The sequence below is a fragment of the Oricola indica genome (assembly GCF_965227485.1).
Lineage (GTDB): Bacteria > Pseudomonadota > Alphaproteobacteria > Rhizobiales > Rhizobiaceae > Oricola > Oricola indica.
Genome location: NZ_OZ245747.1, coordinates 4,074,827 through 4,093,780, shown reverse-complemented (window position 1 = coordinate 4,093,780; position 18,954 = coordinate 4,074,827). Strand labels below are relative to the sequence as shown.

Sequence of the window (18,954 nt, the reverse complement as noted above, 5' to 3'; positions counted from 1 at the left end):
GCACGTAGCCCTAGTTCGAGTTCGAATGGCGACTAAATCCCAAATTCGATGTTGCTTCTCCAGCCGCTAGAGGTCTTAGCGTCTTCGGCCATGGATACCGAACTCGAAAACGGCGACCCCGGCCCGCCATCAACTGAGAGTATTTTCCGCGTCAGCGGGATGGACTGCGGCGCATGCGTCACGAAGGTCGAGACGGCGGTTTTGCGCCTGCCGGGGGTGGATACAGCCAACGCATCATTGTCGACAGGCCGACTAGTTGTCGCGCATGACGGCGCGGCTGACCTGGACGAAATCGCTCGGCGCGTCCGAAATCTCGGCTATGGCATTTCCGGCGCGACAGAGGATAGCCTTCACGGCGATGCCTCGGAGATCGTGGATAGCCCCTGGATGCTGACGCCGAAGGCGAAAATCACGCTCGGCTATGCGGTTGCCCTGACTACTGCATGGATCGTCGGGCTCGCATTGCCGGGCGCCTCCGAGAGCTTATTCCTTATGGCTTTGCTCATCGGCCTCGTCCCTATCGCCAAGCGCGCCTTCGCTGCGGCGCGGGCCGGGACCCCGTTCTCAATCGAAACATTGATGACAGTCGCGGCTGCCGGCGCTACCGCAATCGGGGCGACTGGAGAAGCCGCTACTGTGGTGCTGTTATTTCTAGTCGGCGAGATGCTGGAGGGAGCAGCAGCCGGCAGCGCGCGGCGTAATATCCGCGCGCTTACGAAGCTGCTGCCGGACTCGGCGTGCGTAGAGAGCGAAGAGGGCCTCGTTGAGGTGTCTGTGCCAGAACTCGCGGTCGGCATGGTCGTTGTTGTGCGACCAGGCGACAGGATTCCGGCAGACGGCGCGATTGTCGATGGCACGAGCGAGATTGATGAAGCCTCGATTACGGGTGAGAGCGTGCCGGTTCCCAAGAAGACCGGAGACGAGGTGTTTGCAGGAACAATCAACGCCAACGGCACGCTCCGCATCCGCGTGACCGCCGCCGCCGCCGACAACACAATATCGCGCATCGTGAGGCTCGTGGAAGAGGCACAGGGATTTAAGGCGCCTACGCAACGTTTCATCGATCGCTTCTCGCGCTATTATACCCCTGGAGTGTTGGCGGTCGCGGCGATTGCCGCCGTCGTTCCTCCACTCGGCTTCGGCGAACCGTGGGGCGAGTGGGTCTACAAGGGCTTGGCGCTGCTCCTCATCGGCTGCCCCTGTGCGCTGGTAATCTCGACGCCGGCCGCCATCGCCGCCGGGCTTTCCGCCGGCGCACGACGCGGCCTGCTGATGAAGGGCGGAGCGGTGCTCGAGCGGCTGCGCGATGTGACCGTGGTCGCGCTCGACAAGACCGGGACTATAACCGAGGGACGACCCGAAGTGACGGAGATCGTTCCGCTGGCTCGCGGCGTGCGCGACGTGCTTTCGCTTGCTGGTGCGGTAGAATTGGGTTCGACGCACCCGCTCGCCGCCGCCATCGTCGCCTATGCGAAAGCGAAGAAGGCGCCAATTCCACCTGCGTTCGACGTGCAAGCTGTTCCCGGCGAAGGAATGAAGGGCAGCGTCGGTCGCGACAGGGTCTTCCTGGCATCACCAGCGGCGGCTGTAGTCCATGCCGACATGGCAACGGCGATGCCGGAAATCGAACGCCTTATGAAAACCGGCAACACCCTCGTCGCGGTCTTGGTGAATGGAGAGGCAGCCGGCCTCATCGCTTTGCGGGATACTGTGCGACCTGACGCCGCCGACGGTCTGCGCATGCTTCTTCAACGCGGTATCCGCGCGCTAATGTTGACGGGCGATAACGCGCGCGTCGCCGAAGCGGTAGCAGGCAAACTCGCCATCGAAGCCCGCTCAGGATTACTACCGCAAGACAAACAAGAAATCGTCCGAAACCTTCAGTTGGAGGGCGAGGTCGTCGCCAAGGTCGGCGACGGTATCAACGACGCGCCTGCACTCGCCACGGCAGACATTGGAATCGCGATGGGCGGAGGCAGCGACGTCGCTCTCGACACGGCAGACGCTGCCATCTTGCACAACCGGCTAGAAGACATCTCGGAAATGATCGACCTCTCACATCGCGTCATGAACACCATCTGGCAGAACATCGCCATCGCCCTCGGATTGAAGGGCATATTCCTCGTGACGACGATTGCCGGCATCACCGGCCTATGGCCGGCGATTCTCGCCGATACTGGCGCTACCGTCCTGGTAACGGCGAACGCCATGCGGCTACTGCGCGCTCGAAGGCAATAACTGCCAACTTTAGGCAGCGCTCTCCGGCGTATTCCACGCGCCGGAAGTCCTTGATCCTTCTGCATCCCCTCGCAGTCATGAACGTCGCCCAGGCGCCCCCAGACGCTCCCGGCACAATCTGATCACACTCGACCTGGGAAACCTCCTTGGCGCCGTCTGGGCGGCGTCCTACGCGTCAGAGGCACAATGTAAGGAGGTGCTTCATGGCGACGATCCGCCGACTACGCGGGAAATGGCAGGCGCAGGTCACACACTCAACGAATTCGCAGTGCATGGAAAAAAGCTCAATGCGATTTTGAACTGATCTCGGATACCCCTCGGCAGGTCCCCTAGAATCGATGGCAACCGGCGATTGATAGTGCGATAAACGATTGATTTTATTGACACTAAAGAGGTTGGCTGGGGAACCTGGATTCGAACCAGGACTAACGGAGTCAGAGTCCGTGGGTCTACCGTTAACCTATTCCCCATCGCCTTGACGAGACCGGCGATATAGAGCCTTGGCGACGAAAATGCAAACATCAATCTGCGACAATTGCACTTGGTGAATTCGCCATGTCCTGATACCATTTTGCCAACAACATATGACATGCGCCTGCAGCGCCTTCTCGGGCAGCGCGGCGCAGGAAGGGATAGGACGTGAAGGGCACCGGGGCGGATGCGTATGCATCCGGATCGGGACCTTCCGAATCCGGTTTCGGTTCGAAGGAGCCGCAGCCGGCCGGTGTCGCAAGCGGTGCGTCAGCGCCCGCCGAAGCGATGTCCGGTAAGACTGCACGGCCGGTTGGTGACGCGGGGGAGCCCGAAGCGCCCGCTGCCGCGCAGGACGGAAGGCTTGATCATCACAAGGAAAAGAAGGGCCGCAAGCGCCGCCGTCGGCGCAGGGGTGCGCGCAAGACCGGCGAAGCCGGCCTGATCGCGACGCCGCAGCTGGACACCGTTCCGACCGACGGGGAAGCGCCGCAGCCCGCGGCGCCGAAGGGCAAGCGCCGCCGCCGGCGCAGGAAGCCGCACACCCAGACCGCGGTCGATTCGGGCAGTCCGCCGGCGGTACAGCCGGCGCCGCCGGTCGTGACACAACAGCATCCCGCAGTGGTGGCCGACGGTCAGCAACGGGCGCCGCGGACATCGGAATATTTTGCCGCGCTCGATCTCGGGACGAACAATTGCCGTCTGCTGGTCGCCACGCCGACACGGCCCGGCCAGTTTCGGGTCGTCGATGCGTTCTCCCGCATCGTGCGGCTCGGCGAGGGGCTGTCGCGCACCGGCAGGCTGTCGGACGCGGCCATGGACCGCGCCGTCGAGGCGTTGAAAGTGTGCCGCGACAAGCTGGAGTCGCGATCGATACGGCGCATGCGCCTGATTGCCACCGAAGCGTGCCGCGCCGCCGAGAATGGCGAGGAATTCCTGGAGAGGGTCTTCGAGGAAACCGGCCTGAAGCTGGAAATCGTCGATCGCGAGACTGAAGCCAGGCTTGCCGTGTCCGGCTGTTCGTCGCTGGTCGGCCGCGACACCGATTCCGTCGTATTGTTCGACATTGGCGGCGGCTCCTCGGAAATCGCGCTGGTTGACGTCAAGGACCGGCGGTCGCGCCGGCTGGCCGACCACATCGTTGCCTGGACATCGCTGCAGGTCGGCGTCGTGACGCTTTCCGAAAAATTCGACGGGCGCAATGTCAGCGAGAAGACCTTCGCCGACATGATCGACTACGCGACGGAACTGCTGCACCGCTTCGACGACCGCCACAGGCTGGCCGACCGTGTCGGCAATGACGGCTTTCACCTGCTCGGCACGTCCGGCACGGTGACGACGCTTGCCGGCATCCATCTCGACCTGCCGCGCTACGACCGCCGCCGGGTCGACGGGCTCTGGATGACCTCCGAGGAAGTCGACGCGATGAATGCGCGCCTCCTGTCCTGGTCTTTCGACGAGCGCGTCGCCAACCCGTGCATCGGCGCCGACAGGGCCGATCTCGTATTGGCCGGCTGCGCGATCCTCGAGGCGATCCGCGGTGTCTGGCCCTCCAACCGGCTGCGCGTCGCCGACCGCGGTTTGCGCGAGGGCATCCTGACCGAGATGATGGCCGCCGAGGGCGTCTGGCGGCGCGGCGCCAATCCGTGGCGCAACCGACCGCACTGGAGCCGGCGATGAGCGGACGCAAACCACCGCGCGGCGGCTCGCCATCCGGCCGGACGGGGCGCTCGATCAACCAGCGCGTCAAGAAGGGCAGGGGCCTGAAGAACTCGTCGCGGCGCTGGATCGAGCGGCAAATCAACGATCCCTATGTCCAGCGCGCCAAGGCGGAAGGCATGCGCTCGCGCGCCGCCTACAAGCTGATCGAGATCGACGACAAGCACAAGATTCTCGCCAGGGGCGACCGCGTGATCGACCTCGGCGCGGCGCCGGGCGGCTGGTGCCAGGTCGCCGCTCATCGTGTCGGCTCGAGCGACGAGGACAAGCGGATCGTGGCGATCGACTATCTGGAGATGGATCCGATGCCGGGCGTCGAAATCCTGCAGATGGATTTCCTCGACGACGAAGCACCCGGAAAGCTGATGGAGGCGCTCGGCAGCATGCCGGATCTGGTGGTCTCCGACATGGCGGCGCCAACCATAGGCCATCGCCAGACCGACCATCTGCGTACCATGCATCTCATCGAGGTCGCCGCCGATTTCGCCATTCGCGTCCTCAAGCCGGGCGGGCATTTCCTCGCCAAGACCTTCCAGGGCGGCACGGAGAAGGACCTGCTCGATCTCCTGAAGCGCAACTTCAAGTCCGTCATTCACGTCAAGCCGCCGTCCTCGCGCGCCGAGTCGGTCGAGCTTTATATCCTCGCCAAGGAGTTCAAGGGGCGCAAAAGCGACGGGCCGGCTCTCGACGGAGATTGACCCGGCATCGTGTGTGGCTGTGGCATGTGGGGGGCAAGATTTTGCAACTTGTGCTTGTCTTGCCATTTCCGTCCGCGTAACTTTGCGGTCAGGCGCTTGATAGCCAAGCATGTTCCCACTGCCGGGGAAAGTGGGGGAGAAGCGTATTGGCAGGTCCCGATCTTGATGTGGAGTCCTATGCCCGTCTGACGAGGCTTATCTACGCGTCGGCTCTGGATCAGGCGCGCTGGCAGGACTTCCTCACCGAGTTGACCCATGTCTCCGGAGGCGTTTGTACGCATCTCTTCGGTTTCGACATGCCTGCCGGCATTTCGCTCGGTCTGACGGCGGCCGGATATGCGCCGGAATATGTCGACAGTTACAACGAGTATTATGGCGAGGTGAACAGCTGGGCGCCGGGCTTTGCGAATGCCGAAGTCGGGATCGCCACGCCATCGCAATGGATGTGTTCGAAAGAGACGCTCTACTCGACAGAATTCTACAATGACTGGGTGCGCCCGCAGGAGAATGTGGCTGCCGGCGGCGGCGCACTGATCTTCAAGGATGTGACGCGCATGTTGGCCTTCGGGGGCAACATCCGCCTCAAGGACGAGGAGAAGCTGGAGGCGCCCTGGCTGCGCACGGTGGGGCTTCTGGTCCCGCATCTCCAGCAGGCCTTCGAGATCAGCCGCCTCATGTCCGGCCAGTCGCTGGAACTGGACCTGCTGCACGACCGAACCATCATGCCCGGCGCGGCCGTCATGGTCCTCGCCGATACCGGCTTCCTGCTTTATGCCAATACGAGCACCGACCGTCTGACGGAGGACCGGGCGGTCATGCTCGACGATCATGCCGGGCGGTTGTCGTTCCGCGACCCTGATGCTGCCGATATACTCGAGAAATGCCTCAAGCAGCTTCGGGCGGGCGTCGAGCCGATTTCCGCGACGTTTGTGAGCACGGGCGCCGATGGCTCCCGATACGCCTGCCGCATCGTTCGTTTCACGCCGGAGGACCATCCGGTATCGCCCTTCGCCCTTATGCTCGGTTATTGGCGTCCCGCACTTCTGGTGACGGTCAGTCCGGTTGCCGGGCGGCGGCTGGATCGCGACGCCTTCATGACGGCTCACGGGCTGACGGCCACTGAGACCGATGTCGCGGTCGGCATAGCCGAAGGCCTGTCTCCGGCCGAACTCGCCGAGATGCGCTCGGTGAGCATCCACACGATCCGCAATCAGCTCAAATCGGCGATGCAGAAAACGGGATCGCACCGGCAGGCCGAGCTTGTCCGGCTCGTCGAGTCATCCAAAACGGTCTGAGAGCGTCTGTCCCGGGCGTTACCGCACCGGCGCCGCCGCGCGAGCGCCCGCGCTTCGGATCGAATGGCCGGAAACGGCGTTTCCGGCACTTGGCGGCAAGGACAGGAAGGGAATGATCGCGAGCGCCGAAATGGCGGAGACCGTGAAGAACGCCATGTGAAAGGCCGGAAGCTCCAGCGCGCCGTCGCTCAACACGGTGACCAGATCGAGCACGCCGCCGGCCAGCGCCACCCCGACGGCAATCGATACCTGCTGCATCGCCGAGGTCACGGCCGTTGCCTGTGAAGCCTCCGCGTCCGACACTTCGGCGAAGGTCAGCGCATTGGCCGAGGTGAAGAAGAGCGAACGCACCAGCCCGGAGGCGAACAGCAGCACCATGATCAGCGCCAGAGGCGTTGCCGGCGTGTAGAGGCCGTTCACCGCGATCGAGATCGCCGCACCGCCGGCCGCGCCGATCAGGACCATGCGAAACCCGCCCGCCCGCAGGATCCGCTTGACGGTGAACTTCATCACGATCGCGCCGCCGGCGGAGACGAAGGTCACCATGCCGGACTGGAACGGTGTCAGGCCGAACCCGATCTGCAGCATCAGCGGCAGCAGGAAGGGCACTGCGCCCGCGCCGATGCGAAACAGGTTCGAGCCGATGATCGCGGCGCGGAAGGTCTGGTTGGCAAAAAGCTTCGGATCGAGCAGCGGATCGGGCGTACGCCGCGCGTGCACCACATAGCCGGCGAAGCAAGCCGCGCCGGCGATTGTCGCCATCATGCCCCAGACCGGCGGCAGGGCCGGCAGGCTGATCACCGACAGGCCGAACACGATGCCGGATGCGGCCGCTCCCGCCAGGATGAAACCTGTCCAGTCGACGCGTCGCACCGGTGGCGCCTCGCTTTCCGGCAGCAGGGTGAGGGCAAAGATGACGCCTGCGATCCCGATGGGAATATTGATCAGGAAGATCCAGTGCCAGGACATGAAGGTGGTCAGGAAACCACCGACCGGCGGTCCGGCCAGCGGGCCGATCAGGGCTGGCATCGTGAGCCACGCCATGGCGTTGACGAGATCGGATTTCGCCGTCGATCGCACCAGCACGAGCCTGCCGACAGGTGTCATCATCGCGCCGCCCATGCCTTGCAGGAACCGCGCGAAGACGAACTGCGTCAACGAGCCCGAGACGGCGCAGGCGATCGATCCGATCATGAAGACGACGATGGCGCTGGCGAATACGCGCCGTGCACCGAAACGGTCCGCCATCCAGCCGGATATCGGGATGAAGATCGCCAGCGCCACCAGATATGCCGTGAGCGCCAGCTTCAGGGCGATTGGCGTCGTGCCGATATCCTCCGCGATTGCCGGAAGCGCGGTCGAGATGACCGTCGAATCCATGTGCTCCATGAAGAGGGCGATGGCGAGGACGAGAGGGACGGTGCGATTCACGGTGGGGCTTCGGTCGATCGGGCTGCATCGTGATAAGGCGCTTGAGGCGCTATTGGCAAGCATTGCCCCCGGTAAGTCGCCGGCACGTGGCGGCGAAGCAGCCGATCACAGCGCCGTGATCGGCGTTGCCGAAACCCTCTTCCGCGCCATTTTGCCTCTATCCATTCCAGGGGAGAGACCAATGAACCTTACCAGACGTTCCATGTTCAAGCTGTCGGGCGCCGCGGCGCTCGCCACTCCGATGCTGATGACGCGTGCCGCCCAGGCCGAGGTGCCCATGGCGGCCACCATGCCGGCGGCCTTCAAGCGCTTCACGCTCGGCGATTTCGAGATCACGGCGCTGTCCGACGGTCACAGGGCGGTGCCGGACCCGCAGTCGATTTTCGGCACCAACACGACGAAGGAGGACGTCGAGGCGCTGCTGACCGAGAACTATCTGCCTGTCGGCCAGATGCAGTTCACCTTCGCGCCGACGCTGATCAACACCGGCAGCGAACTGATCCTGTTCGACACCGGCAATGGCGAGGGTGGCCGTGAGGGCGGGGTCGGCCAGACGCTCGCCAATCTGCAAGCCTCCGGCTACGCGCCCGACGAGGTCACCCATGTCGTCCTCACCCACATGCATCCGGACCATATCGGCGGCATGACCGAGGGCGGCGCGCCGGCCTTCCCGAACGCCGCCTATGTCGCCGGCCAGGCGGAGTATGACTTCTGGACCAGTGCGGACCGCGCCGGCACTCCGGCCGAAGGCGTTGCCAAGCTGGTCGCTTCCAAGGTCCAGCCCTTCGCCGAGAAAACCACCTTCATCGGCGACGGCGATGACGTGACAAGCGGCATCACCGCGATGGCCGCCTTCGGCCACACGCCGGGCCATCTTGCTTTCACCGTGTCCTCGGGCGGCAAGTCGATGGTCATTACGGCCGATACCGCGAACCACTTCGTCCTGTCGCTGCAGCGCCCGGATTGGGAAGTCCGCTTCGACGCCGACAAGGCGGCTGCCGCGGCAACCCGCAAGAAGGTCTTCGACATGATCGCCACCGATCGCATGCCCTTCATCGGCTATCACATGCCGTTCCCGTCTGTGGGGTATGTCGAGAAGATCGGGGAAGGCTACCGCTTCATCCCGGAGACCTATCAACTCGATCTCTGATCGGAACCACATTGTCCTGCGAGAGCCCGGCCGTTGCGCCGGGCTTTTTCGTCGACAGCCGGATATCGAGACGCGCAGCATTCAATCCGCCATTTCCATCCAGCCACACCGGCTCGCCGATCAGCTTGATCGCCTTCAGGCCGGCCTCGGGGATGTCGAGCCCCATCGAATGCGCCACGGCAACCCGGCTGCCCGGCTTCGGATTGAGCCCGCAGCAGATGCGGCGCGTGCCCATCTTCAGGTGGTGGGCGATGTCCCACTCCAGCACCGCGCCGTCGTGGCGGGTGACGACCCAGCAATGCATGTCGTCGCAGCAGCCGTTTTTCTCCGCCGGAAAGAAATAGCCTGTCACATATCCCGCCTCGAACCCGGCCGAGCGCAGTGCCGCGATCAGGTAGGTGTTGATGTCGATGCAGGAGCCTTCCGTCAGACCGCAGCCGAGATGCGGGATCGCTTCCAGCCCGTCATTGAACCGCGTTGCCGGATGGCCGTAGGTGAACTTCTCGGCCGTGTCGTTGACGATGGCCGCAATCGCCGCATGCGCGTCTCGCGCGTCCTCGGCGATCCGCCGCGCGTCGCGAACGAGATCGGCGGCAGCACGGGTGAACCGCGTCTCGCGGGGGCGAAACAGGGCTTCCGGGTAATGCCCCGCGATCTCCGCGAAGCGATAGGACAGCGTGATCGGGCCGTCGCCATCCGGTTCGATCAACGCCACCATCTGGCCTGTCGCCATCTCGCCGGCGAGCGAACAGGAGGCGCCATTGGCGGTAAAGGAAAGCGGCGTCTGGTAGGGCGTCGGGATGCCGACCGGCGCCAGCAATCGACCGGAACCCGGCCTCTCGGGATGAACCGTGACGGTGACGGTCGTGATCTCGGCGCCCATCTCAGCCTCTCGCGATCGCCTGGAACAGCACTCCCGACACGATCGCGCCGGCAATGCCGAGACCGAGATAGGCCGCAAACACCTCGCGCTTCACAAGCGACCAGACGGCGGCCATGGCGGGGACGGAACTGACCGCGCCCGCGACCATGAACGCCATCGCCGCGCCCGCGCTCATACCCTGTTCGGTCAGGCCGGCCAGAAGCGGCGGCGCGACATAGGAGTTCAGATAGGCCGGCATGCCGACCAGCGCCGCGATCCCGATCGGCAGCAATCCCTCGCCACCGACCAGCCCGGCAATCAGCGAGGCCGGCACGTAGAGGATCAGCAGCGCCTCCAGGACGTAAGCCAGCGCCAGCCACTTGACGAGAAACAGCGCATTCGTTGCGATTTCGCTGCGGAACACGGCGTTTCGGCTTTCCTCGTGCCAGAATTTCCAGACAGGCGATCCGCCGAATGGTGACTTGCTGCATCCGCAGCCGCCACCGGAGCGAGGCCGCAAGGGATCGGAAAACCAGCCGCCGGAAATGGCCGCTTGCATGGCGAATCCGCCGAACAGGCCGAGTCCGACCGCTGCCAACGCCTTGCCGATGGCGAAATCCCAGCCGAGCGCGCCAGCGGTGATCAGCAGGGTCGGCGGATCGATCAGCGGCGAGGACAGCCAGAACGCCATGACCGCCGGAAGCGGCGCGCCGACGGCAAGCAGGCCGGCGATAAACGGAATGACCTGGCAGGAGCAGAACGGCGCAAGCCCGCCAAACAGGGCGGTGAGCACGATCATCCGGTTCTCGCGGCCCTGAAAGGCCTTGGCCACGAGCGTTTCCGCGCCGGTCGCCTTCAGCGCGGCGATCAGCAGAACGGCGACGATGATGTAGGGCAGGGTGCCCGCAAATGCGCCGGCCGCAATCGAGACCACGTCTGCGAACCGGCCCGGATCGACCACGGCCACGATCAGTGGAACCGCGAGTGTGATCGTCCATGGGGTCAGTAGCCGGTCTTTCCAGGCAAACCGGTCACGCGCCGGCGATTGCAACACGTCGCTCATGAACAGTCTCCCGTATCTGCGTCGATGCAGCATTCCTTGAGGATGAATCCTGCCAGCGCCTCGAGCCGGCCATAGGCGGCGCGCGAGATCACGGAGCGGCCGTCCTTCTCCTGCTCGATCAGGCCGGCGGAGGCGAGAAAACGCAGGTGATGGGCAAGCGTCGACGCCGCCATGCCGGTTCGCGACTGGATATCTCCGACGGTCAGGCCGCCGTGCCCGGCCTTCACCAGGGTTTGCAGGACCTGAAGGCGCGCTTCCGATCCCATTGCCGCAAAGCCCTGCGCGGCCTCTTCGATATGCGGTTCGTCTAATATAACCATAAAACTGGTTATATCGTGATATAATGCGGTGTCAATCGGTTCGGGGAGGCTTTCGCAATGCAAACAAGCGTGGTACCAGCCACTGCCAACGCAGCGTCGAGTCCTCCCGCTCGGCATATCCGGATAATGGAACGAACAGCGATGGCGACCATCCTACAGACGATTACCGGCGCCGAGGCGCTTACCTTTGACGACGTGCTCTTGCAGCCCGGCCACTCGGAAGTCATGCCGGGCGAGACCATTATCGGCACGACGATCGCGCGCGACATTCACCTGTCGCTGCCGATCCTCTCCTCGGCCATGGACACGGTGACCGAGTCGCGCCTCGCCATCGCCATGGCGCAGGCCGGCGGCATGGGCATCATTCACCGCAATCTCAACCCGGCCGCGCAGGCCGAGGAAGTTCGCCAGGTCAAGAAGTTCGAGAGCGGCATGGTGGTCAATCCGGTCACCATCGGCCCCGATGCGACCCTGGCCGATGCGCTCGAACTGATGAAGGCGCACCGCATTTCCGGCATTCCCGTGGTCGAGAACGCCGGTCTCGGCAGCCAGACGCCCGGCCGCCTCGTCGGCATCCTCACCAACCGCGACGTGCGCTTTGCCTCCGATCCGGGCCAGAAGGTCTACGAACTGATGACCCGCGAGGGGCTGGTCACGGTGCGCGAGACTGTAGAGCAGGACGAGGCCAAGCGGCTGCTTCACCAGCACCGCATCGAAAAGCTGCTTGTCATCGACGAGCGCGGCTATTGCGTCGGCCTGATCACGGTCAAGGACATGGAAAAGTCGCAGCTCAATCCCGACGCCGCCAAGGACGTACAGGGCCGCCTTCGCGCCGGTGCCGCCGTATCGGTCGGCGCGGATGCGCAGGAGCGCGCCGAAAGGCTTATCGATGCCGGCGTCGACGTCATCGTCATCGACACCGCCCACGGTCATTCCCAGCGCGTGCTCGATTCGGTCGGCGTCGTGAAGAAAATGTCCAACTCGGTGCGCATCATCGCCGGCAACGTCGCCACCGTGCACGGCACCAAGGCGCTGATCGATGCCGGTGCGGACGCGGTCAAGGTCGGCATCGGCCCCGGCTCGATCTGCACCACCCGCATCGTCGCCGGTGTCGGCGTACCGCAGCTGGCCGCCGTCATGGCCTCCGCCGAGGAGGCCGACAAGCAGGGTATTCCGGTTATCGCCGATGGCGGCATCAAGTTCTCGGGCGATCTCGCCAAGGCACTCGCCGCCGGAGCCAAGGCCGCCATGGTCGGCTCGTTGCTCGCCGGCACGGAAGAGAGCCCGGGCGAGGTGTATTTGCACCAGGGCCGCTCCTACAAGGCCTATCGCGGCATGGGCTCCGTCGGCGCCATGGCGCGCGGATCCGCCGACCGCTACTTCCAGGCCGAGGTGCGCGACGAGTTGAAACTCGTGCCCGAAGGCATCGAGGGGCAGGTGCCCTACAAGGGGCCGGTTTCCGGCGTCCTGCACCAGCTCGCCGGCGGCCTGCGCGCCGCCATGGGTTACACCGGGGCGAAGACCTTGCCGGAGTTCCATGAAAAAGCGACCTTCGTGCGGATCACCGGCGCCGGCCAGCGCGAGAGCCACGCCCATGACGTGACGATCACGCGCGAAAGCCCCAACTATCCCGGAAATATGTGAGCGGGCCTATGACTGAAGAAAATCCCGGCGCGAGCAATCCACTCCGAAATCCGGCCGTGACTGCGCTCTTCGTCGCGACGGCGGCGGTCTTTCTCTGGATGGCGTTCGTGACCGGGCCTGCCTTCGAGCGCGCGGCCGGTGCGCCGATGCTCGATGGCCGGGTCTTCGGCTACACGCCGGCCGATGTCGCGGATCTGCATGCCCGCGTGAAAGCCAACCCGGAAGCGGCCGCGATCGCCAATCGCACCTATCGCACGTTCGATTTCGCATTTCCGGCGCTGCTGGCGCTTTCGATAACCATGCTTGCCGCTTCCGGTTTCGCGGCATTGGCGAAGCTCGGCTCGAACATCTCCACGCCGCTCGCGCGCATCGCATCCGGAGCGATCGCGGTACCGTATCTGGTCATCGATCTGCGTGAGAACGGCCTGGCACAGGCGCTCTTTTCCGAGCCGTCGCTTTCCGGCGACGTTCCGCTCGGTCTCGCAAGAATGCTGCCCGCCTTCACGTCGTGGAAGTTCGCGACGCTCGGCGCGGCGATCCTGATCGTCATCGCGATCTGGGCAAGGGTCTTTCTGAAGCTTCGTTCGGCGCGGGCCTGACGGAGTTCTGTCGGCGTCCAGCCGCTAGATCAGGAAACGCGTCCTGACGTCCTCGTCTTCCTCGCGCTCCCGCTCGGGACCCATATCGTAGGCTTCGGCCAGCGCGGCATAGGATTTGCCCGAGTCCTCGATTTCCTGCTGCTCTTCTTCAAGCCCTTCGAGGCGCTGTTCGGTCGTCTCGACAGTGCCGTATACCTCTGGCGCCGGAGGAGCCTCAGCGTCGTCCGTTTCCTCGCCGGCCGGCATCGCCGCGAGCTGCTGGATGATCTCCATCGCCCGTTCATAGGCGCGCATGGCCGTGTCGCGGTCGGGTTGCGAGGCGGAACTCCGGTCTGCCTCCAATGCCTCGGCGAGCTTGTCCTGCATTTCTTCGACCGACTGCAGGCGCTCCTGCATCCGCGCGGTTTCCAGTGCTTCCCGGTCTTCCTCGATCGTTTCCTCGTCGACGACATCCGCGGCGGACCGCTTTTCCGTCAGCACGTCCGACACGGATCGCGGCCCTTCGGCTGCGCGTTCGAGACGCTGCGAAACCTTGCTGCCTTCCTGGCCCGCCAGACCGTTCTCCAGAACCGCGCGGACGCGTCGCGCGGCCGGACCGTCGGGATCGGTGAACGATTCGATGATGTCGGCGGCGTTCGTGCCGTAGAGCCGGAAGCCGACGAACTTCTCCAGCATCTGAAGCAGATCGCGGTCACCGGCGAGAAAACCCATGCTGAATTGCTTCTTGATCGTGCCCGCGACCTCGCGGAACGTGACGCCGTTCTCGCCCGGCTTCGGGATCGTGAAGTCCTTTTCCGAATCGACGGGAATCTCTTTGAGCAATGCCTGCTTGCGCCACTGGTTTCCGGCTTCGACGGATTTCAAATCGCCGTCGCGCCCGACCTCCAGCTTGCCGTTCAGATAGCCGGTAATCTTTTCCATCATGAGGAACATCAGCTTGGTCACGGTCATCTGCGTGCCGAAGTAGAAATCCTCACTCGCCTCGGTGGTTTCCGCGGATTGGGTTTGCCCGAGTGCCGCCGCTGCCATGGGCGTGTCTTCGCCTTGCCCCCGCATTGCGTTCTGCGGCGCTGCGATGCCCTTCATCACGGCAAGGGCCGGCTGAAGATGGAATGTACCGATGGCGGTCACGTTGATCTCCGGAGACGAGAATCACCACTCGAGGCTGACTATCTCAGGTTGCATCAATATGGTTTACGGCCCGTTAAGAATTGCCGCGAATGCAAAGCCGGTGCACGGAGCGGTGGCGGGCTTGCAAGATCGCGCACCGGCGGCTTTGCTGCGGAGGGGAGGTGCTTTCCACATGCAATCCACCGCTATTTTCTGGCCGATGATCGTACAGGTCGCCCTGACCATCGCCGCCTATGCCATCATGAGCGCGCGCCGCATCGCCGCCGTCAAATCGGGCGAGGCGCGGGCCCGTGATTTCCGCATCCCAAGCGATCCGGAATCGAGCGCCAGCGCCGCGCGCAACGTGTCGAGCCAGTTCGAGCTGCCGGTTCTGTTCTATGTGGTGTGCCTGGCTTTCCAGCAGACCGGCGGAGCGGACCTCGTCGCTTTGGTCCTTGCCTGGTTGTTCGTCGCCGCGCGTATCGCCCATGCATGGGTCCACATGACGTCGAACATCGTTCTGATGCGCCGCCGGTTGTTCATCCTGGGTTTCGTCATCGTCATCGCGATGTGGGGATGGTTCGCCATCCGCATCATGTTCGCGGGCGGTAGTGCAATTCAGGTTTAGATCGAAACATCTTCATCAAGATGCGCGTTCGAGAGGAAGTCGAGAGGCAGCGCTTCTTGATTCTGCTGCAACCTGAAATGGGCTAGGCCGCTTCCGCCTCGGGCAGGATTTCGCCCGCCACGTGCGTAATCGCGCCGGCCAGCGCGCCGAAATCGGGAAGCCGCCGCGAGGATTTGCGCCAGAACAATGCGATGTCACGATGCGGCACGGGATCGGCGAATGGCGTGATTGTCAGGCTGTGCAGATGCGCGGTTTCGACCGGGATAGCGATTTCCGGCAGCAATGTCAGGCCAAGGCCGTTCGAAACCAGTTGCAGCAGGGTCGTCATCGAGGTGGCGCCGAAATTGACGAGCCGGCGCTCCTTGTCCTTGGCGCAGACCGCCAGCGCCTGGTCGCGCAGGCAGTGGCCTTCGTCGAGCAGGAGCAACCGGTCGAGCGCGACCTGGTCCTCGGCCAGCGGCGAATGCAGGACGTCGGCGCCGTTCGCGGCGCTGGCGATGAAGAACCGGTCGCGAAAGAGGTGCTCGGTATGAAGTCCGGCTTCGGCGATCGGTTCGGCGGCGACGATCGCGTCGAGCTGTCCTTCGACGAGTTCGCGGGTCAGCGTGTCGGTAATCGCCTCGCGCACCTTCAGGTCCAGTTTCGGAAAGCGCGCCTGAAGATGCGGGATCAGCTTCGGCAACAAATATGGCGCGATCGTCGGGATCATGCCGACCCGAAGGTTTCCCACCAGCAGGCCGCGATCCTGCGAGACCATTTCCTCCAGCGACTGGACGTCGCCGAGGATGCGGCGGATATGCGGCAGGAGCCGCTGGCCGGCCTCCGTGAGCACCACCTTGCCATGGCGGCGTTCAACCAGCTTGCGCTCCAGCCGGGCCTCCATGTCCATGATCTGGGCCGACAGCGCGGGCTGCGAAATATTGACCGATGCCGCCGCTTTTCCGAAGTGCAGGCTGCGCGCCAGGGCGTCGAAATAGTGCATTTGCTTGAGCGTGAGCTTCATAGGTTTTTCTTATCATCAAGATTGGAAATTACAATTTGAAATTATGGCCGGGCTGGCGCATCTGTAATTTGGAACTGTTCCAGTGAAGGGAGGCGTGCCGTGCGAATGCGCGGCAAATTGCACGTCGGGTAACGACACCCGGAAGACATGATCATCATGTACGGAACAAACCCCAGATAAATGCGGTCACAACGGGAGACAGTAATGGACGCGAAAGTTGATAAGGCGGGCGGTTGCCCCGTAATGCATGGCGGCAACACGCATACCGGCAGTTCGGTGATGGATTGGTGGCCGAATTCGCTCAATCTCGACATTCTCCACCAGCACGACTCCAAGACCAACCCGATGGGGCTGGACTTCGACTATCGCGAAGAGCTCAAGACGCTCGATATCGAGGCGCTCAAGAAAGATCTCCACGCCCTGATGACCGACAGCCAGGACTGGTGGCCGGCGGACTGGGGTCACTATGGTGGCCTGATGATCCGCATGGCGTGGCACGCTGCCGGTTCGTATCGCCTGGCCGATGGCCGTGGCGGCGCGGGCACCGGCAATCAGCGCTTCGCTCCGCTCAATTCCTGGCCGGACAATGTCAGCCTCGACAAGGCCCGCCGTCTGCTGTGGCCGATCAAGAAGAAATACGGCAACGCGGTCTCCTGGGCCGACCTGATCGTCCTGGCGGGCAATATCGCCTATGAATCCATGGGCTTTAAAACGTTCGGCTTCGGCTTCGGCCGCGAGGACATCTGGCATCCCGAAAAGGACGTCTATTGGGGCGCCGAGAAGGAATGGCTGGCTCCCAGCGACGGCCGTTACGAGGACGTCGACGATCCGTCGACGATGGAAAACCCGCTGGCCGCTGTTCAGATGGGCCTGATCTACGTCAACCCGGAAGGCGTGAACGGCACGCCGGACCCGCTCAAGACGGCCGCTCAGGTGCGTGAGACCTTCGCCCGCATGGCGATGAATGACGAGGAAACCGTCGCACTGACCGCAGGCGGCCATACCGTCGGCAAGACGCATGGCAACGGCGACGCGTCAGCGCTCGGTCCCGACCCGGAATCCGCTGGCCCCGAAATGCAGGGTCTCGGCTGGGCGAACCCCAACATGGGCGGCAAGGCCGCCAATGCGGTGACGTCCGGCATCGAAGGCGCATGGACGACCAACCCGACGCAGTTCGACATGGGCTATTTCGACCTGCTGTTCGGCTACGAGTGGGAACTGAAGAAGAGCCCCGCCGGCGCCAACCAGTGGGAACCCGTGAACATCAAGGAAGAGGACAAGCCGCTCGACGCGACCGATCCCTCCAAACGTCACAACCCGATCATGACCGATGCCGACATGGCCATGAAGATGGACCCGGCCTACAACGCGATCTGCCAGAAATTCATGGCCGATCCGGAGTATTTCAAGGACGCTTTCGCCCGTGCATGGTTCAAGCTGACCCACCGCGACATGGGCCCGAAGGCGCGCTATGTCGGTCCGGATGTGCCTGCGGAAGACCTGATCTGGCAGGACCCGATTCCGGCCGGCCCGACCAACTACGATGTCGGCGCCATCAAGTCGAAGATCGCCGCGTCCGGACTGTCCGTGGCCGAACTGGTTTCGACCGCATGGGACAGCGCCCGCACGTTCCGCGGCTCCGACATGCGGGGCGGAGCCAACGGTGCGCGAATCCGTCTCGCGCCGCAGAAGGATTGGGAGGGCAACGAGCCGGCCCGTCTCGCCAAGGTCCTCGGCGTTCTTGAGCCGATCGCGGCGGAATACGGCGCCAGCGTCGCCGACGTGATCGTCCTTGCCGGCAGTGTCGGCGTCGAGAAGGCTGCCAAGGCAGCCGGTTACGACGTCACGGTTCCCTTCAAGCCGGGCCGCGGCGACGCGACCGACGAGATGACCGATGCCGACTCCTTCGACGTGTTGGAACCGCTCGCCGACGGCTACCGCAACTGGCTGAAGAAAGACTATGCGGTCAGCCCTGAGGAACTGATGCTCGACCGCACCCAGCTCATGGGTCTGACGGCCAACGAGATGACCGTTCTGGTCGGCGGCATGCGCGCCATGGGCGCCAACTATGCCGGCACGAAGCACGGTGTCTTCACCGACCGCGAAGGCGCGCTGACGACGGATTTCTTCGTCAACCTGACCGACATGGCCAACAGCTGGGCACCTGTGGATGGCGGCATCTACGAAATCCGTGACCGCAAGAGCGGCACGGCCAAGTGGACCGCGACGCGTATGGATCTGGTCTTCGGCTCCAATTCGGTGCTGCGCGCCTATGCCGAGGTCTACGCCCAGGACGATGGCGAGCAGAAGTTCGTCAAGGACTTCGTCGCCGCCTGGACCAAGGTCATGAACGCGGACCGCTTCGACGTCTGATCACGGCGAAAGCACAAACGATAAGAGCCGGCGCGGTCTCCGCGCCGGCTTTTTCTGTCATTGATCGTCGCCAATGGCTTCCCCATCATTTCAGCGTAACGTCGGCGTTTCGCTGGAAGCACGGAGGCGATCATGGACAAGCAGCGCATCAAGATTGAGCAGCATGGCGGCCTGGGCCTGGTCTGGTGCGCCGGCTGGCTGTTCACCCTGGGCTATATGGACCTGGGTTTCTGGAAAGGGGTCCTCGCGATAGTGATCTGGCCCTACTATCTCGGCGTCCAGATGGCCGTCCCGGCTGTAACCGGCTGAATAAGCCCGATCCCAAGGGCAATTCGTCTCGCATGCTTGCC

16 protein-coding genes and 1 tRNA gene are annotated in these 18,954 nt (G+C 63.8%); 10 read left to right on the top strand and 7 right to left on the bottom strand.

Going from position 1 to position 18,954, the window contains the following annotated elements; all coding sequences use genetic code 11:
- The first annotated feature begins 90 nt into the window (after window positions 1-90).
- Window positions 91-2,238 (top strand): heavy metal translocating P-type ATPase, encoded by a 2,148-nt coding sequence (locus ACQK2M_RS20405; protein WP_425419309.1) that lies wholly within the window; start codon window positions 91-93, stop codon window positions 2,236-2,238.
- A gap of 396 nt (window positions 2,239-2,634) precedes the next feature.
- On the opposite strand, the gene ACQK2M_RS20400 is transcribed toward ACQK2M_RS20405, so the two are convergent.
- A tRNA-Gln gene (locus tag ACQK2M_RS20400) sits at window positions 2,635-2,708 on the bottom strand.
- A gap of 289 nt (window positions 2,709-2,997) precedes the next feature.
- On the opposite strand from ACQK2M_RS20400, the gene ACQK2M_RS20395 reads away from it, so the two are divergent.
- The 3 genes from ACQK2M_RS20395 (at window position 2,998) to ACQK2M_RS20385 (ending at window position 6,421) form a co-directional block, all read left to right on the top strand.
- Window positions 2,998-4,389, top strand: coding sequence for a Ppx/GppA phosphatase family protein (locus ACQK2M_RS20395; RefSeq protein ID WP_425420102.1), 1,392 nt, complete (start codon window positions 2,998-3,000; stop codon window positions 4,387-4,389).
- The gene (locus tag ACQK2M_RS20390) at window positions 4,386-5,126 is read left to right on the top strand and encodes an RlmE family RNA methyltransferase (RefSeq protein ID WP_425419308.1); all 741 of its coding nucleotides are present in this window, start codon (window positions 4,386-4,388) and stop codon (window positions 5,124-5,126) included. The genes ACQK2M_RS20395 and ACQK2M_RS20390 overlap by 4 nt, the downstream gene beginning before the upstream one ends.
- A 146-nt stretch (window positions 5,127-5,272) precedes the next feature.
- Window positions 5,273-6,421, top strand: a complete 1,149-nt coding sequence (locus ACQK2M_RS20385; RefSeq protein WP_425419307.1) for a helix-turn-helix transcriptional regulator — start codon at window positions 5,273-5,275, stop codon at window positions 6,419-6,421.
- An 18-nt stretch (window positions 6,422-6,439) separates the two neighbouring features.
- On the opposite strand, the gene ACQK2M_RS20380 is transcribed toward ACQK2M_RS20385, so the two are convergent.
- The gene (locus tag ACQK2M_RS20380) at window positions 6,440-7,852 is read right to left on the bottom strand and encodes an MFS transporter (protein ID WP_425419306.1); all 1,413 of its coding nucleotides are present in this window, start codon (window positions 7,850-7,852) and stop codon (window positions 6,440-6,442) included.
- A 181-nt stretch (window positions 7,853-8,033) separates the two neighbouring features.
- Here ACQK2M_RS20380 and ACQK2M_RS20375 point away from each other — a divergent pair, with 181 nt between their 5' ends.
- A complete protein-coding gene (locus tag ACQK2M_RS20375) occupies window positions 8,034-9,002 on the top strand; it encodes an MBL fold metallo-hydrolase (protein ID WP_425419305.1) in 969 nt (322 codons plus the stop codon).
- Here the strand turns inward: ACQK2M_RS20375 and ACQK2M_RS20370 are convergent.
- From ACQK2M_RS20370 to ACQK2M_RS20360, 3 genes are read right to left on the bottom strand one after another with little or no spacing between them, the layout of a single operon-like run.
- Window positions 8,971-9,885 (bottom strand): transglutaminase domain-containing protein, encoded by a 915-nt coding sequence (locus tag ACQK2M_RS20370; protein WP_425419304.1) that lies wholly within the window; start codon window positions 9,883-9,885, stop codon window positions 8,971-8,973. The genes ACQK2M_RS20375 and ACQK2M_RS20370 overlap by 32 nt on opposite strands.
- Before the next feature lies 1 nt (window position 9,886).
- Window positions 9,887-10,927 (bottom strand): permease, encoded by a 1,041-nt coding sequence (locus ACQK2M_RS20365; protein WP_425419303.1) that lies wholly within the window; start codon window positions 10,925-10,927, stop codon window positions 9,887-9,889.
- Window positions 10,924-11,247 (bottom strand): ArsR/SmtB family transcription factor, encoded by a 324-nt coding sequence (locus tag ACQK2M_RS20360; RefSeq protein WP_425419302.1) that lies wholly within the window; start codon window positions 11,245-11,247, stop codon window positions 10,924-10,926. Before ACQK2M_RS20360 ends, ACQK2M_RS20365 begins: the two co-directional genes overlap by 4 nt.
- Before the next feature lie 141 nt (window positions 11,248-11,388).
- On the opposite strand from ACQK2M_RS20360, the gene guaB reads away from it, so the two are divergent.
- Both guaB and ACQK2M_RS20350 read left to right on the top strand, forming a co-directional pair.
- Window positions 11,389-12,891 (top strand): IMP dehydrogenase, encoded by a 1,503-nt coding sequence (gene guaB / locus ACQK2M_RS20355; RefSeq protein WP_425419301.1) that lies wholly within the window; start codon window positions 11,389-11,391, stop codon window positions 12,889-12,891.
- 56 nt (window positions 12,892-12,947) lie between these two features.
- Window positions 12,948-13,490, top strand: coding sequence for a hypothetical protein (locus tag ACQK2M_RS20350; protein WP_425419300.1), 543 nt, complete (start codon window positions 12,948-12,950; stop codon window positions 13,488-13,490).
- Window positions 13,491-13,514: 24 nt separating this feature from the next.
- On the opposite strand, the gene ACQK2M_RS20345 is transcribed toward ACQK2M_RS20350, so the two are convergent.
- A complete protein-coding gene (locus tag ACQK2M_RS20345) occupies window positions 13,515-14,621 on the bottom strand; it encodes a hypothetical protein (protein ID WP_425419299.1) in 1,107 nt (368 codons plus the stop codon).
- On the opposite strand from ACQK2M_RS20345, the gene ACQK2M_RS20340 reads away from it, so the two are divergent.
- Entirely contained in the window at window positions 14,611-15,228 is a 618-nt protein-coding gene (locus ACQK2M_RS20340) for an MAPEG family protein (protein WP_425419298.1), read from the top strand. The two genes, ACQK2M_RS20345 and ACQK2M_RS20340, sit on opposite strands and share 11 nt — an antisense overlap.
- A gap of 82 nt (window positions 15,229-15,310) precedes the next feature.
- Here ACQK2M_RS20340 and ACQK2M_RS20335 read toward each other — a convergent pair whose 3' ends face one another.
- On the bottom strand, window positions 15,311-16,231 hold the full coding sequence (locus tag ACQK2M_RS20335) for a LysR substrate-binding domain-containing protein (RefSeq protein ID WP_425419297.1): 921 nt from the start codon (window positions 16,229-16,231) through the stop codon (window positions 15,311-15,313).
- Window positions 16,232-16,435: 204 nt separating this feature from the next.
- Here ACQK2M_RS20335 and katG point away from each other — a divergent pair, with 204 nt between their 5' ends.
- Both katG and ACQK2M_RS20325 read left to right on the top strand, forming a co-directional pair.
- Window positions 16,436-18,604 (top strand): catalase/peroxidase HPI, encoded by a 2,169-nt coding sequence (katG, locus tag ACQK2M_RS20330; protein WP_425419296.1) that lies wholly within the window; start codon window positions 16,436-16,438, stop codon window positions 18,602-18,604.
- A 132-nt stretch (window positions 18,605-18,736) separates the two neighbouring features.
- Window positions 18,737-18,913, top strand: coding sequence for a hypothetical protein (locus ACQK2M_RS20325; protein WP_425419295.1), 177 nt, complete (start codon window positions 18,737-18,739; stop codon window positions 18,911-18,913).
- Window positions 18,914-18,954: the final 41 nt, after the last annotated feature.